Genomic DNA, 14,273 nt, shown 5'->3' with positions numbered 1-14,273 from the left:
CGGCTTTTCGTCTCAAAATAATATTATCTGGTTTTTGAGATAGTCAGTATTCATTTTTTGCTGACTATCTCTCGACAAAAATGCGATCCTATACTTGTACTTTACGCGTTCCGAATATCTTTCCATGCAGCCAAGGCTCTATCTCGACCTTTTGCATGGGCGATAATAGGCAAAGGATAACCCATCGGCTGCTTGTTGGCTTGCCAAGGCGTGTGAATGAAATCTTCTGAAACCTGCGCCAATTCTTCTACCCATTGTCGAATATAAAGGCCTTTTTGGTCAAATTTCTGCGATTGCAGAATAGGGTTCATAATCCGAAAATAAGGCGCAGATTCTACGCCACTTCCAGCCACCCACTGCCAATTCATGGCGTTGGAAGCGAGATCGTAATCTATCAAAGTCTGGGCAAACCATTTTTCACCTTCGCGCCAATCGATCAAAAGATGCTTCACCAGAAAAGAGGCAACCACCATTCGTAAACGATTAGGCATCAGGCCTGTTTGCCATAAGGCGCGCATACCCGCATCAATAAAGGGATATCCAGTTTTACCTTCCTTCCAGCGTTGAAGATCGTCTGGATCATGACGCCACGGCATCTTATTAAATTCTGGGCGTAAATTCTGCTGCCCTAAATCAGGATAATCCCATAATAACGACCAAGCAAAATCTCTCCAGCAGAGTTCCGCCAAAAATTTACTAGCCCCTTCGCCTGAACAATTTTCAGTCACTTCATGCCATATTTGTCTGGAAGAAACTTGCCCTGTTCTCAAAAAAGCCGATAGCAAAGATGTCCTATTTTTAGCCGGAAAATCTCTTTCCTTGGTATAATGCGCGATGTCGTTTTCGATGAATTCTTTTAGCCGATGATGGGCTCCGCCTTCGCCAAAGCTATGCTCTGCTTTCAATTTATTCGCCCAAGTCGTTTTTTTCGCTTCTTTTTCTAATAAAGCTATCTCGCTATAGCCGAAACAATGGCTGATATCCTTTTCTGAAAAGACCCATTTTTCAGGGCAGGGCAATGGTTTAGGAATAACCGTATCCCGTTGAACCGCGCGCCAATAAGCCGAAAAAAGCTTAAAACTTTGGCCACTTTTATTTTTGATAACCCAAGGCTCATGTAAAAGGTTATTAGGAAAGCTATGGACATCAATCCCGGTAGCCTTAATAGCTTGTTTCAAAGCTTGATCGGTTTCTTTTCCTGCGTGGTCATAGCGCCTATTCCAAAAAAGCTTGCTCGCATCAACTTGCTTCACAATTTCAGGTAAAATTTCTTTAGCGTCACCCCGAAAAAGATGCAGCGCACCCCCTTGATCCTTCAACTGCCGATGTAAAGCTTGAAGGCTTTCATTAACCCACCAATCGGCTGCCGTTACCAGCTTTCCCGAAGGCCTTTCATCTATGTAAAAACAGATCAAAGGGCATCCGCTTTGGACGGCCGCGGTCAAAGCCGCATTATCATGCAAACGGAGATCATGGCGAAACCATATTAAAGCAGGGCGGGCATCATTTATCATATAGACGTAAACTCGGTTCACAGGGAAAAGACGCAATCACTTTGAATTTGAAGAATAATGCAGTCGCTGCTAAGGCTGATAGCCCAAGCTTTTTGGTGTTTTTTGGGAATCCTACTATTTTCTTTGGTCAGTTTTTCTAAAAAATTGCCAATATTTTTTCTTAACAATAAATAAAAAACAAATTTTAACTCAAATTTTTAAAGTTTTTATTATTTATAATTTTACATTTAAAGCTAAATTTTTGATAATTTAAAAAAATAAATATATATAAATAATAATAAAGTATATTTGAATATATAGCTATTATATTACTTAAATATATGCCTAATTTTTCAAAATTTTAATTAAAATTTTTCTCCATAAAATTTTTATGAAGCCATTATGGATTTTTAAGATTTTTTATATTATATAGGTTCTAGTTTATTTCTATCCAGAACAATATGTCCGGCCATAATTTCAGGTTCTTAATAGAAGGATAAATGTACGCGCTTTTGTGCGCCTGAACAAATTTTCAAGGAGACAGATTATGACAGCAACCGCTCAATCAAAAGAAGCGACAAAGCTTAACAAAAAAGCACTGGCAAATCTCGATCCCAAACGAGTAAAAATTTTCCAATACGACCGATCAAAAGTGACACCGGGTATTGCCCATATCGGCGTTGGTAACTTCCATCGCGCTCATCAGGCGCGCTATATTGATGATTGTCTGGCTATTCCAGGCAATGAAAGCTGGGGCATCGTCGGTATCAGCTTGGGCGATCGTCCTTCTTCAAAGGCAAAAGCCAAAGCAATGAAGGATCAGGATTGCCTTTATACGCTGACTGAATACGATGCCAAAGGAAAGCCTTCTGCGCGCGTTATCGGTTCGATCATCCAATATCTTCACGCTCCTGAAAATCCCGAAGTAACGATGAAAATGCTGGTCGATCCTGCTATTCGTATCGTTTCTTTGACCATTACCGAAGGGGGCTATCATCTCGATAGCGAAGGTAATTTTCAGTCTGATGCCGAAGATGTTCAGACGGATTTGAAAGACCCACAGCATCCGAAGGATACATTCGGCTATATTGTCGAAGCTTTGGCACAACGCCGTCAGGCTGGCACCAAGCCCTTTACAGTGTTTTCTTGTGATAACCAGCGGGGGAATGGTGACGTTGCTAAACAGGCAGTTATCAGCTTTGCCAAATTACGCGATCCAGAATTAGCCGAATGGATCGAAAAAAATGTAAGCTTTCCAAACAGTATGGTTGACCGGATTGCCCCAACCGTCACGGATGAAGAAGCTGATGCCGTCAGAAAACTTACCGGCATTGACGACCAAACGCCTGTTATTGCCGAAAATTTTTCTCAATGGGTAATCAAGGATGAATTCTGTAATGGCCGCCCTCCTTTTGAAAAGGTCGGTGCAGAATTTACTAAAAATGTAGCCCCTTACGAACATATGAAGGGTCGGATGCTCAATGCATCCCATACCGCGATTGCTTTACCAGGTGTTATCGCTGGTTATGAATATGTCCATGAAGCCTTGGACGATCCCGATATTCATCGCTTGGTTTATGACTTCGTAACCAAGGACGTTATTCCGGTAATAAAGGGGCCTGACGGTATTTCACTCACCGATTATCGTGATATGGTGTTGAGCCGTTTCAGCAATCCAGCCTTGAAAGATCAGCTGGTGCGCATTGCCGGTGACAGTGCCAATAAATTGCCGACATTTTTATTGCCGACTATCAATGAACATACCGAAGATGAAGATACCAGCAGTCGTGATTTGCGGCGCATGGCCTTTATTCTTGCTTGTTTTCGTCGCTATCTTCGCGGCGTTGATGACAAAGGTAACAAATTCACGCCCATTGAACCGCATATTTCGAAAGAAGAGCGCGCAGAATGGGGCAGTGAAAATACAGAGGGCTTTCTTAGCTGTCGTATTCTGGAATCTTTGTCGCTGGCCGACAACGAAGCTTTCGTCAAAGCTTTTGATTACGCTGTATCCTTGCTCAAACCCCAAGGCGTACTCGGCGCACTCAAAAATCTTTAAGCTAAGGTAAATTCTACCTTTAATAATATAGCCATTCTAGAAGATGACTTTTTCGGATGGCTATGTTTCAAAAGCTATTATCCAAAAGGGAAGGGTGTCTATCAGGCACCCTTTGCTTTTAACGCAAACGCATAAGCCTCCTTGATCTTTCAACTTATCGAAAGTCTTGGCTCCGATATGTCAAAATGCTCTTTCTTCGGAAAGGAAATGGTTAATTATCATATCAGAAGTCGATATGTTTACGATATCGGCACAGGTAAATATATGATAGCGAAGAAGGCAAGATCATATTTTGACCCCTCTGTTATGGTGCCAGAACAGGAATAGAAGCTGTGTCGGTGACTGATAAAATTACTTTTGATATCGGAACAAGCCTTCAACAGATACAGTATATTGCCGATTTTTTGCAGGAATGGTGCCAAGAAAAGCAGGCTAGTCAGGCCGCTCACAATCCAGCAGGGCAGTTTGAACCTTATAAAACCGAAATTTTTTCCGATGATCAGATTTATCAGCTAAATCAGGCCTATAAAAAGGCTCCGGCTTTATTGACCTATCAGGCTAAAATATTGTTGGATGAATGTTTGAATATGGCACAAGCCGGTGTGGAAGTGCTGATTAAAGCCCGTCAGGCAGGCGCATCACCCGCCTTAGCCGCCGGAAGTCTCGCCTCTGCGATAGAAAGAGACATAAAAAGAATGCATTCTTTGCTTCTTTCTGAGTAATTCTCTACATTTCTGATTGACTATCGGATAAAACTCATTAAGGAGGACAGCGATCGGGGAGTAGCGCAGCCTGGTAGCGCATCTGCTTTGGGAGCAGAGGGTCGCAGGTTCGAATCCTGTCTCCCCGACCATCTCTTTACATCGGTATTTTTTCAAATAAGCGATAGCATCTTTTCAAATGCTTTATTCGCTAAAACCGATGAAACATCCCATTTAATTCATTGTTCTCTGAACCGTAACCGGTCTTCTTGAGCCGTTACCTTCAACTATCTTTAATCTATAGCTTAAATAAACTGCCATCCTAGCGAAAGCTAATTGGCAATTCTGACAGCGTAAATCTGGCGCTCTGCTAAAATTTTTCTCAAACTATAATTACCGCCCAGATGCCCCGCACCGACAGCCATAAAGACAGTGCCAGGCGTTTTAAGTCTATTTTCGATCCAGTCTGCCCATCTCCGATTCCGGTTCTCGACAAGAATTGTCTGTAAATGCGGAATCTGTCCTAAAGTCTGGTTCACCATATTAGCTAACCGGTCTTCATCTCCCGAAGCCCATGCCTTTATCAACAAGCGGATAATGAAAGAGCTTTGCTCGTCTTCTTCTAAACTAGATTGAAGAAAAGATATCTGATCGGCTGAAGACAAATTAGACAAGAAAGAAAGCTGCTGCTTAAAATCTTCTAATTCACCAATATTTTTGGCTTCACTTTGCGCCTGTGAAATCAGGACCGGTTCGACACCGGCCATCGTTTTAATACCACTTTTTTGATAATGAAGCAGAGTCAGGGTGACTGCCACAAACCATGGTGAAAAATGATCCATGCTGTTTTTCGGCATATGGAAACGGGTCAATTCAGCTTGAACACGCCGATTTAACGCTGGCGGCAATCTTTTCTCAAGCGGTAAACCCGATTTATCGGTCGCCAATTCGGAAACAATTGCCTGAACTTGATCGGCTGGCGGTGCCTTGGTCTCGATAACCAATTCTGATGACTGTTCAAACGCTTCACGAACATGATGATTGAACCAACTATAACGCGGGTCAAGCATATGGATGGTGCCAAAAAGATAAATCGTCGTATTGTTTTTATGAATCATCCATAATGCGGGATGGGCATCGACAACAACAGATGACGTTGCAGCGGTAGGCGTATTTTCAGGATGATTGTTATTGGCGGGCGCAGGCAGTTTTCCCTTGGCCACAACCGCTACCGGTTTCTTAGCGGGTGTTTTTGCCGATGATATTTTCTTCACCCGACTGGCCGCTTGTATTCTATGCGGTTGCGGATGCGCCGAGGCAGCTAACAAAGCCGAGAGTATCCCGATGCAAGATATTATCGGCGTTATCATAATCTTCTCCTGCTACGCTTTTTAAAACTCTTCTTGCTTGCGCTACCCTGTATGGCAAGGGGCAGAGAAATAATATTTTCGATTTCTACGCTATTCTGCCCGATAAATCACCCGACAGGAAAACCGAAAGCGCGTATTTGACGCTGTTTTTCTTTTTCAAAAGCAGGGAAAAACAGATTTTTAACGGAATAGGCTTCAATTCTGCTTTGTTACTGGTTAGAGCGTAAAAGTTCTTTTTTCCTGTCGGAAAAATGGAATAGAGTGTTCTTTTCGCCGGTATATCCGGCACAGATTTGTCCCTGTTGCCACGGGCAACATTCGAGGAAAAATGCCAGATAGTCTGTCCTTCCAAGCCCTCATCCTGAAACTCCATGATTACTGGAGCAAGCAAGGATGCGTCATTTTACAACCTTATGATATGGAAATGGGGGCGGGAACCTTTCATCCGGCCACCAGCCTGAAAGCCCTTGGCCCCAATCCGTGGAAAGCGGCTTATGTCCAGCCTTGCCGTCGTCCGGCAGATGGGCGTTATGGGGAAAACCCGAACCGACTTTGCCATTATTATCAGTATCAGGTTATCTTAAAACCTTCCCCTGATAATATTCAGGCGCTTTATCTTGGTTCATTGGAAGCCATCGGGATCGACCTTGGTCGCCACGATATCCGCTTTGTTGAAGATGACTGGGAAAGCCCGACTTTGGGTGCATGGGGACTGGGTTGGGAAGTCTGGTGCGATGGCATGGAAGTGACGCAGTTCACTTATTTCCAGCAAATCGGCGGCTTCGATTGTAAACCTGTTTCTGGCGAGATCACCTACGGTCTTGAAAGACTGGCGATGTATATTCAGGGCGTTGATAACGTCTATGATCTCCGCTTCAATGATGCGGGTGTCAGCTATGGCGATGTTTTTCTCGAAAATGAGCGCCAGTTTTCAGCGTATAATTTCGAAGCAGCCAATACCGAAACGCTGTTCCGCTGGTTCAAAGAAGCTTCACAGGAATGTAAAGCCCTTCTGGAACGGGACAAACCGTTGCCTTTACCGGCCTATGATCAGGCGATCAAAGCCAGCCATATCTTTAACTTGCTGCAATCTCGCGGCATGATTTCTGTCACCGAACGGCAGGCCTATATCGGTCGCGTGCGGGAATTAACCAAAGCAGTCGCGGCGGCATGGATGACCTATAACGGATGGGAGGCATAAACGATGGCTGATTTTCTGCTTGAGCTCCGTTCCGAAGAAATTCCGGCCGGTTTGCAAAAAATGGCAGTTGAAAAGCTGGCTGAATTGCTTTCAGCAAAGCTGAAAGACGCCGGTATCAAACCTGCCAAAATCGAAAAATATGCAACGCCACGCCGCATCGCTCTGTTGATGCGCGACTTGCCAGAAAAAACAGAAGCCGTTCAAGAAGAACGGCGTGGGCCTCGTGCCGATGCGCCTGAAAAGGCCTTGGAAGGTTTCTTACGTTCAACCGGTCTTACCAAAGAACAACTGGAATTACGTGAAACGCCTAAAGGCAATTTCTTCTATGCCCATATCGAAAAACCGGGGCAGACGCTGATTGCCTTGCTGGGTGAAGCAATTCCGGCGATTATCCGAACTTTCCCTTGGCCAAAATCAATGCGCTGGGGCAATTTCTCGGCCAGCAGCGAATCCTTGCGCTGGGTCAGACCGTTAAAAGGCATCATCGCCCTTATTGATGAACAGCTTGTGCCTGTTGATCTGGACGGCATTATTTCAGGTAACGAAACGAAAGGTCATCCTTTCCATTACCCTGAAATGGTTACGATTACCAAAGCTTCAGACTATCCTGAAAAAATGGCATCCGCCCATGTGATGATAGATTTCGATACGCGGGTGCACAAAATTACCGATCAGGCAAGAAAAGCAGCTAAAAAAGCAGGCTTAACCCTGATCGAAGATGCTGCCTTGGCACAGGAAAATGCGGGTTTAACCGAATGGCCAGTGCCGCTTTTGGGTCGCTTTGATGAATCCTATCTCGCCGTGCCAAGAGAAGTCATTCAGTTGACGATGCGGACGAACCAGAAATATTTCGCCTGCACCGATTCCTCTGGAAATCTGGCGGCGGTCTTCATCTGTGTTGCCGATATGGAAGCACAGGATGGCGGTAAAGAAATCATCCAAGGGAATGAAAAGGTGCTGTCTGCCCGTTTGGCAGATGCCCGTTTCTTCTGGGAACAAGATTTAAAAATTCCGCTCGAAAACTGGCTTCCTCGACTGGATTCCGTCCTGTTCTATGAAGGCATGGGATCGGTTGGCGATAAAGCCAAACGGATCGCCCATTTGTCTGGCTATATTGCTGATCAGATTGGTACCGACAGAAAACAGGCCGAACGGGCAGGACTTCTCGCCAAAGCTGACCTTGCCAGCAATATGGTTGGTGAATTCCCTGAATTACAGGGCGTGATGGGTGGCTATTACGCTAAAGCCGGTAACGAAGATCCTGCGGTTATTTCTGCTATCGATGGCCAATATCAGGCTGAAGCCGGTGCTGGTGTCTCGGCGGCGGTCTCTCTGGCTGACCGCATTGACAGTCTCGCTTGTTTCTTTGTCCGCAATATCCGTCCAACGGGTTCAAAAGATCCTTTCGCGCTTCGTCGTGCGGCTGTGCAGATTATCCAGACCATCATTGCGCATCAATTGCGCCTGCCTTTAACGCCTTTATTTGAAAAAGCTGGGGCAGGGGATCAAATTGAAAGCCTGTTAGCCTTCATTACCGAGCGATTGAAGGTGCAACAGCGTGAAGCCGGTATCCGTTATGATCTGATTGATGCTGTGCTAGCACTCGGTTATGAAGACGATATTATCCGTCTTCTGGCACGGGTTCAGGCCTTGCAAAGCTTCATTGAAAGCGAAGATGGCCGCGATCTTTTGGCCGGTTATCGTCGGGCAGTAAATATTCTAAAGGGCAGCCAAACTTCTGGACAGGCTGAAATCAGTCAGGATGATATCGAACAGCCTGAACAGGATTTACAAAACGCCCTTCAAGCGATCGAAGCTCCGCTGGAACAGGCTTTAAAAGCTGAAGATTATGCTGCTGCTATGACGTCATTAGCCAGCCTTCGTCAGCCGATTGATCAGTTCTTTGATCAGGTCATCGTTAATCACGATAACCTCGGCATTCGGTCACGTCGTTTGGCTTTATTGGAACAAATTCGCATCGCGATGCATCGGGTTGCTGATTTTTCAGTTGTTGAAGCTTTAACTATTGAAGCTTCGGAGCGTAAACGCTAAATACAATAGAGCTTACGCATTAAGGAAAGGCGGTTCATAATTTTGAGCCGCCTTTTTTTATGTATAATAATGACAAATCCAAAAGAAAAATTTCCACATATAAAAATAACATTATTTTTCAAAAAATAATAAAAATACTATTTTGGCTAAAATTTATATTCCAAAAACAAAAAAATTATTTAAAGATTTGTTTTATTCTAAAAAATGTCTTTGATTTATAACCTTCAATAAAATGAATATGCTGTCATTTCTTGGATTAAAATCTATTACTATATATTCTTCAATATTGTTATATAATAACTATTATAAGAAATTTCGTTAATATCTATAAAATAAAAAGAAAACGAAATCTGCTAAGAGGCGAATTTCTATTCACTTTCTTCTGCCTTTGAGCGTGTAAACCATCTGACAACAGGGATGGCACAAATCGCCAGCATCAAAAATGACGTAATCACACTTGAAAGAGCGGCGCCATTAATCCCTGCAATATGCATCAGCCCGTATAAAAATAGAAAATAGCAGGCGATAATCGATATCCGCGTTTTTAATACAAACGAGATCCGTTTCATCACAGTTAACAGCGGCTCAATCGGAACCAGACAGATATCGAACAAGGCACTACAAACCAGCAGCACAAGAATGGTTTTTTCACCCGGCCAACTATAATGCAGCATATAGGTAAACAGGCGCTCACCAACCAAAAGTGTCAGGAAAAACACCAGAAGAGAAAAGGCTAAAACCAGACCGAATATTTTCAGGGTTACAAGGCGCATACCTTGCCAATCGCCTTTATCCCGAAAACGAATAAATTCTGGATATAACGTTGGAATAATCATCTGTGCCGGTTTTGACAGGCCATTACTGATCTGCCGTGCAACCCGATAGACAGCGGCTTCTCCGGCGCCCAAAGAACTCCCAATTGCTAGGGTGCCACCTTGCTGAAAAACGGAATCCAAAATCTGATTAAAGCTCACACTTAATGTGAACTGCCACATACCTTTTATCGGGGTTACAAATGTGAAAATTTTTCTTATCGGTAACGTCCGTCCAGTATGCTGGTACAACAGATAAAGACCAGCACAACTGCATGTCACGAAAAGCGTGAATTGGGTCATGCACCAAACAAACAGAAAATAGCCCAATTTCATATGAAGCAGATAGCCTATGCCACAACCACCCGTTCGGACGCAGGTGGTAATAAATTCATAGACCGTCACTAGTTTAAAACGGTTACACAGACGCAACATGCCTGTTGACCAACCAATATTCATAAAAAGTATAATCAACATACAAAGCAAGGCATCCGGTTTAACGGCCGTTGGCCATCCTAAGGTCGAAGTACCCAAAATGAGGATGCCGGATAAGCCAACGAACATGCCAAAGGCAGCGCTTAAAAAATCGGCTCTAACACAGAAGGCCAGAATATCATCGAATTGATCGAACTGCTTTTCTTGAAACGGCTTTGAACCATAATGCACCAAGGTCTGCCATGACTGAAAACGGGTAATATCCGAAATCAGGGTTGCAAAAGTCGTAATCAAAAGCATCACGCCAAAGATATTCAATCCCAATGCTTGGGATGTCCATGCAACATAGACAAAGCTGCATATAGCATTCAGAACACGGCCTACAATCAGGATGCCTGTATTACTGATGATACGGGAAAAGACAGATTGAGATTTTTTGGGCATGACATCCAAGCAGACATCACTGGATAGCAGCGATGGAATAAAAATTCTGATGATTTATGCGATTATAATGTAAAAAACAGTCGGCAGAGCCTTATCACAATTCTATAGCGATATTTTATAATCTGTCTTTTAAAGAAGACTGTTTTATAAGCAATATCTAATATTGTTAATAACCGTCTCCCTCTGGATCCTTTGATAGAGTAAATAGATAATCTTATTTCCTTCTTTATGGATTGCCGATATCTTAGCGCTCATCAAGACGCGCCTTTTAAAATAATCCGAAGAAAGTCAGTTAATGGGTATCCGAAAAGACCTCTGGAAAACTTTCCTTGTAAGACAACCCGTCGCCGATATTCTTCAATTTGGCAAAATTACGGGTGAGATAATCGACATAACCCGTAATTTAGATTTCTACTGTTTTTTGGCGGATCCATTCGGAATAGAAAAAAATGGCCTCTTTTATATATTTGCGGAATATTACGATTACCGAACCAGAAAAGGCATTATTGAATGCCAATGCTTTGATAAAAATTTAAAGCTTCTTTCTCGTAAAACCGTGCTTTCAGAGGCATGGCATTTGTCATACCCCTATGTCTTTGAAGACAACAATGAAATCTACATGCTGCCCGAGGCATCGCGTAACGGCAAACTAACCCTCTATCGGGCAGTATCCTTTCCAGACCAATGGGAAAAAATTTCAGATATCGATTTAGGCGGTGATGTCGCTATCGACGCGACCCCTGTTTTTTATAATGGCCTCTGGTTGCTATTCTATATGTCGGCCAATGGAAAATCACAGAAGAAGCAGGAATTACATGCCGCTTATGCCGACCAAATCACCGGTAAATGGACGCTTTATAAAAACAACCCTGTGATAGAAGGGGCCGGGCATAGCCGTCCGGGTGGAACGCCTGTTATCGTCCCCAATGGCCTCACACTACCCGTTCAGGATTGCACCTCAACATATGGTCTCGCGATCAGACCGTTGTTATTCGATAACTTAAACCCTGATTTAATCACTTGTTCGGTTGGCGAACAGATCGAGATACCGCCTTCGTTAGCGCCCTATGTTGAAGGCATGCATACGCTGTCGGCTGTGGGCGATATGACCATTATCGATGCAAAGAAAACCGATCTTTCCGTAAAAGGCGTGTGGCTCCAAATTATAAGAGAATTCAAAAAATAACCCCATACAAACCATAAAATTTATGGGCTGTATGAGGCTATTCATCTATAAAATCATATGATTATGACTGGAAGCGATCGGGTCGATATCTTTCAGGATCAATCCCGTTCATCCAGTCAGGCAAGTCTTCGCCCAGTAACAGACAAGCGGCCAGCATCGACCCCGCAACCGAGGTTTGAATACCAAAGCCTCCTTGTCCGGCACACCAGAAAAAGCCTTCTGCCAATGGATCGGCTCCATAGATAGGCGCGCGATCAGGCGAAAAGCTGCGCAATCCTGCCCAACAGCGCTCTACCTTTTCGATTTTCCAGTCGGCGGCTTGGCTAAAACGATCAATAGCCATGGCGATATCGATTTCTTCCGGCGCGACATCCGCCGGTGGTTGGGCGTGTTCATCATGAGGGGTTAACCAAATCCGATTACCTTCTTCTGGTTTAAAATAGAAACGGGTCAAGGCATCCATAATCAAAGGCATATCAGATGGAGGCGTGGGGGAGACCTGTAACTGGATCATGGTGCGTCGGTAGGGCGTGATCTCAATCGGCAAAGCGCCTGCCAAAGCCGCCACTTCGCTTGCCCATGCTCCTGCCGCATTGACGACACGCACGGCTTTGAATTCGTCATGGGTTGTTTTAATCTGCCAATGACCATTCTGACGCGTCAAACCCGTTACACGATTATAGGTTTTTAAACGGGTTCCGCTTTTCTGGGCTTTTGACAGAAAATGCGCATGCAGGGCTGCGACATCAATACCTTCGCAACTGCCTTCTTTTAAACCGTGATCCCAACCTTCTTTCAGGCGGCATCCCGTTGCTTCAATATCCGCACGATCAAGCGGTGTTAAAACAACGGATGTATCGGCAAAACTGGCCTGCAATTTTTCTAACGCGGCCAATCCATCTTTATCGGCAACATGAAAAATACCGAGCGGTGATAAAAAACCACCCGCTTTTAATTTTGGGCCTGTTGCGCTGGTTAATGGCTGAACGGCAGGCCCTCCATAGGTTTCTGACCAAAAGGCCGCCGATCTTCCTGTTGCGTGATAACCGGGGGCAGATTCCGCCTCCAGCAATAAAATACTTGCCTTATCTCCAAGCATAGCCGCCAATCCGGCGCCTGCAATTCCGCTTCCGATAATGGCAATATCAAAAATCTCTGACATTCTTTTCTCCATCTTGATCTCTGTGACCAAGGGCGAAAAAGCTCTTGTCCGCAGAGATCCTGGCAGACAACGGTTTCATTGCCATTTTGGAATAAAAATAGAAAGGAAAGTTATTGCTCTGACAAATCGCGCGATGGAGAAATGGCGATATTTTGCTCTTATTATACTTCTGAAAATTACATTATTTTATAATTTGTTTTTGTGTGATGGTAATTTTTTGAATATTTAGTTTAAATTTTATCGTCAAAATATATTAAATTCTAATATTTTAGTATAAGAATATTAAAAAATTATTAAAAATAACGACAATATCCAATATTTTATAAATTGTGCTATATTTACAGTGCAGTTGAGCCACAGTTTGGGGATTTTCTACAAAAGTAAAGACAAAACCCCCTTATAAATATAGAAAATATATCAATCTTTAGTTAGAAACTTTTCATTCGGATAAGGGGATAAAAATCAGACAATGACGTGGGGCAAGCTTGATATCGGCTTGACTGGGAGGAAAAAGACCTTTGCTTATGCATTGGGTGGATGCCTTTTATCTTTTTTCCTTCAGCCGATAGCTATCGCTGCACCGGTTTCGTTGATCGGACCGCCTCGTCCTGAAATCTCATCGAACCGCGTCTTTCAACCGGTTCGGACAAATCACACTAGCCGCCGCTCAGAAGCCAAAGAGAATAACCGCCTTCTGGGACGCATAAGCAGCAACAGCAATGCGCCGATCGGTTCCTTTACGCCTTCTATCGGTGATCCGCGTCTGGCTGCGGCTTTTGCACAATCTTCGAATAATACTCTATCATCCGGCTTCCAATTTACGCCATCTTCTGTCCCCGGTCATAAACGGGCGGTAACGGTGGCTGTTCGGGCACATATCTTGCCATCGACAGGGGAGAAGAATGGCACCCCGCAAAGCCTGAGTATCGCTCCTAGCACAGCCTATAATATGGGTGCCTCGCTTAGCTGGAAAGAATTCACCCTCAGCGGTGATGTTGGTCATGTGAATGAAGGGCCCATTATGGGCGGTCGAGATGCCTTCGACGTTGGATTGAATTATACGCATCACAATTGGTCAACGCGGCTACAGATGAATTCTGCACGGAATAGCGGGGAAAGAGCATCGGCCATTGGGGATAATTCTAATTATTCTCTTGATGTTGCCGGTTCCTATATGATTAACCATCGCCTAAAGATTTCGGGTGGCCTTCGTTATACGATGCAACAGAATAGCCATATTGTGCCTTCTGCTCCTGATATACAAAGAGACGGGCAGGCGGTTTATCTGGGTACCAGCTTTAATTTCTGATATCCTGTTTGCTGTTTAAAATAACAAAAAATTTAAAAGGGAGTTATTC

Annotated in this window: 10 protein-coding genes and 1 tRNA gene; 7 read left to right on the top strand and 4 right to left on the bottom strand. The window is 43.9% G+C overall.

All coding sequences use genetic code 11. The annotated features are described in order from the left end of the window. Positions 1-101 precede the first annotated feature (101 nt). Complete coding sequence (locus tag FBY58_RS06850; RefSeq protein WP_260432135.1) at positions 102-1,514, bottom strand: deoxyribodipyrimidine photo-lyase; 1,413 nt, start codon at positions 1,512-1,514, stop codon at positions 102-104. A 526-nt stretch (positions 1,515-2,040) separates the two neighbouring features. On the opposite strand from FBY58_RS06850, the gene FBY58_RS06845 reads away from it, so the two are divergent. The 3 genes from FBY58_RS06845 to FBY58_RS06835 all read left to right on the top strand — a co-directional run bounded on the left by FBY58_RS06845 (position 2,041) and on the right by FBY58_RS06835 (position 4,405). Next, a complete protein-coding gene (locus FBY58_RS06845; protein WP_141920167.1) occupies positions 2,041-3,552 on the top strand; it encodes a mannitol dehydrogenase family protein in 1,512 nt (503 codons plus the stop codon). Between the two features lie 338 nt (positions 3,553-3,890). After that, a complete protein-coding gene (locus tag FBY58_RS06840) occupies positions 3,891-4,274 on the top strand; it encodes a hypothetical protein (protein ID WP_260432134.1) in 384 nt (127 codons plus the stop codon). Between the two features lie 54 nt (positions 4,275-4,328). Continuing rightward, positions 4,329-4,405, top strand: a tRNA-Pro gene (locus FBY58_RS06835). Positions 4,406-4,585: 180 nt separating this feature from the next. On the opposite strand, the gene FBY58_RS06830 is transcribed toward FBY58_RS06835, so the two are convergent. After that, entirely contained in the window at positions 4,586-5,623 is a 1,038-nt protein-coding gene (locus tag FBY58_RS06830; RefSeq protein ID WP_141920164.1) for a TraB/GumN family protein, read from the bottom strand. A 328-nt stretch (positions 5,624-5,951) separates the two neighbouring features. Between FBY58_RS06830 and FBY58_RS06825 the strand changes: the two genes are divergently transcribed. Both FBY58_RS06825 and glyS read left to right on the top strand, forming a co-directional pair. Beyond that, positions 5,952-6,824, top strand: coding sequence for a glycine--tRNA ligase subunit alpha (locus tag FBY58_RS06825; RefSeq protein ID WP_141920162.1), 873 nt, complete (start codon positions 5,952-5,954; stop codon positions 6,822-6,824). A gap of 3 nt (positions 6,825-6,827) precedes the next feature. Further along, positions 6,828-8,876: a glycine--tRNA ligase subunit beta gene (glyS, locus tag FBY58_RS06820; RefSeq protein ID WP_141920160.1), complete on the top strand. Its 2,049-nt coding sequence runs from the start codon at positions 6,828-6,830 to the stop codon at positions 8,874-8,876. A gap of 368 nt (positions 8,877-9,244) precedes the next feature. On the opposite strand, the gene FBY58_RS06815 is transcribed toward glyS, so the two are convergent. After that, on the bottom strand, positions 9,245-10,567 hold the full coding sequence (locus FBY58_RS06815; RefSeq protein ID WP_141920158.1) for a lipopolysaccharide biosynthesis protein: 1,323 nt from the start codon (positions 10,565-10,567) through the stop codon (positions 9,245-9,247). A gap of 295 nt (positions 10,568-10,862) precedes the next feature. Between FBY58_RS06815 and FBY58_RS06810 the strand changes: the two genes are divergently transcribed. Beyond that, positions 10,863-11,753: a hypothetical protein gene (locus tag FBY58_RS06810; RefSeq protein ID WP_141920156.1), complete on the top strand. Its 891-nt coding sequence runs from the start codon at positions 10,863-10,865 to the stop codon at positions 11,751-11,753. A 61-nt stretch (positions 11,754-11,814) separates the two neighbouring features. Here the strand turns inward: FBY58_RS06810 and FBY58_RS06805 are convergent, their stop codons facing one another. After that, on the bottom strand, positions 11,815-12,915 hold the full coding sequence (locus tag FBY58_RS06805) for an FAD-binding oxidoreductase (RefSeq protein WP_141920154.1): 1,101 nt from the start codon (positions 12,913-12,915) through the stop codon (positions 11,815-11,817). Between the two features lie 469 nt (positions 12,916-13,384). Between FBY58_RS06805 and FBY58_RS06800 the strand changes: the two genes are divergently transcribed. Further along, positions 13,385-14,224, top strand: coding sequence for a porin (locus FBY58_RS06800; protein WP_141920152.1), 840 nt, complete (start codon positions 13,385-13,387; stop codon positions 14,222-14,224). The last annotated feature ends 49 nt before the right edge of the window (positions 14,225-14,273 follow it).

Origin of the sequence: Zymomonas mobilis (assembly GCF_006715975.1) — a bacterium.
GTDB lineage: Bacteria > Pseudomonadota > Alphaproteobacteria > Sphingomonadales > Sphingomonadaceae > Zymomonas > Zymomonas mobilis_B.
Note: the sequence above shows the minus strand (reverse complement) of the source record. Positions and strands in the feature narration are given on the sequence as shown.

Excerpts from the sequence above, each read along its gene's own strand:
- FBY58_RS06830 (WP_141920164.1), bottom strand. The coding sequence starts at position 5,623 with ATGATAACGCCGATAATATCTTGCATCGGGATACTCTCGGCTTTGTTA.
- FBY58_RS06850 (WP_260432135.1), bottom strand. The coding sequence starts at position 1,514 with ATGATAAATGATGCCCGCCCTGCTTTAATATGGTTTCGCCATGATCTC.
- FBY58_RS06810 (WP_141920156.1), top strand. The coding sequence starts at position 10,863 with ATGGGTATCCGAAAAGACCTCTGGAAAACTTTCCTTGTAAGACAACCC.
- FBY58_RS06815 (WP_141920158.1), bottom strand. The coding sequence starts at position 10,567 with ATGCCCAAAAAATCTCAATCTGTCTTTTCCCGTATCATCAGTAATACA.
- glyS (WP_141920160.1), top strand. The coding sequence starts at position 6,828 with ATGGCTGATTTTCTGCTTGAGCTCCGTTCCGAAGAAATTCCGGCCGGT.
- FBY58_RS06825 (WP_141920162.1), top strand. The coding sequence starts at position 5,952 with ATGCCAGATAGTCTGTCCTTCCAAGCCCTCATCCTGAAACTCCATGAT.
- FBY58_RS06800 (WP_141920152.1), top strand. The coding sequence starts at position 13,385 with ATGACGTGGGGCAAGCTTGATATCGGCTTGACTGGGAGGAAAAAGACC.
- FBY58_RS06805 (WP_141920154.1), bottom strand. The coding sequence starts at position 12,915 with ATGTCAGAGATTTTTGATATTGCCATTATCGGAAGCGGAATTGCAGGC.
- FBY58_RS06845 (WP_141920167.1), top strand. The coding sequence starts at position 2,041 with ATGACAGCAACCGCTCAATCAAAAGAAGCGACAAAGCTTAACAAAAAA.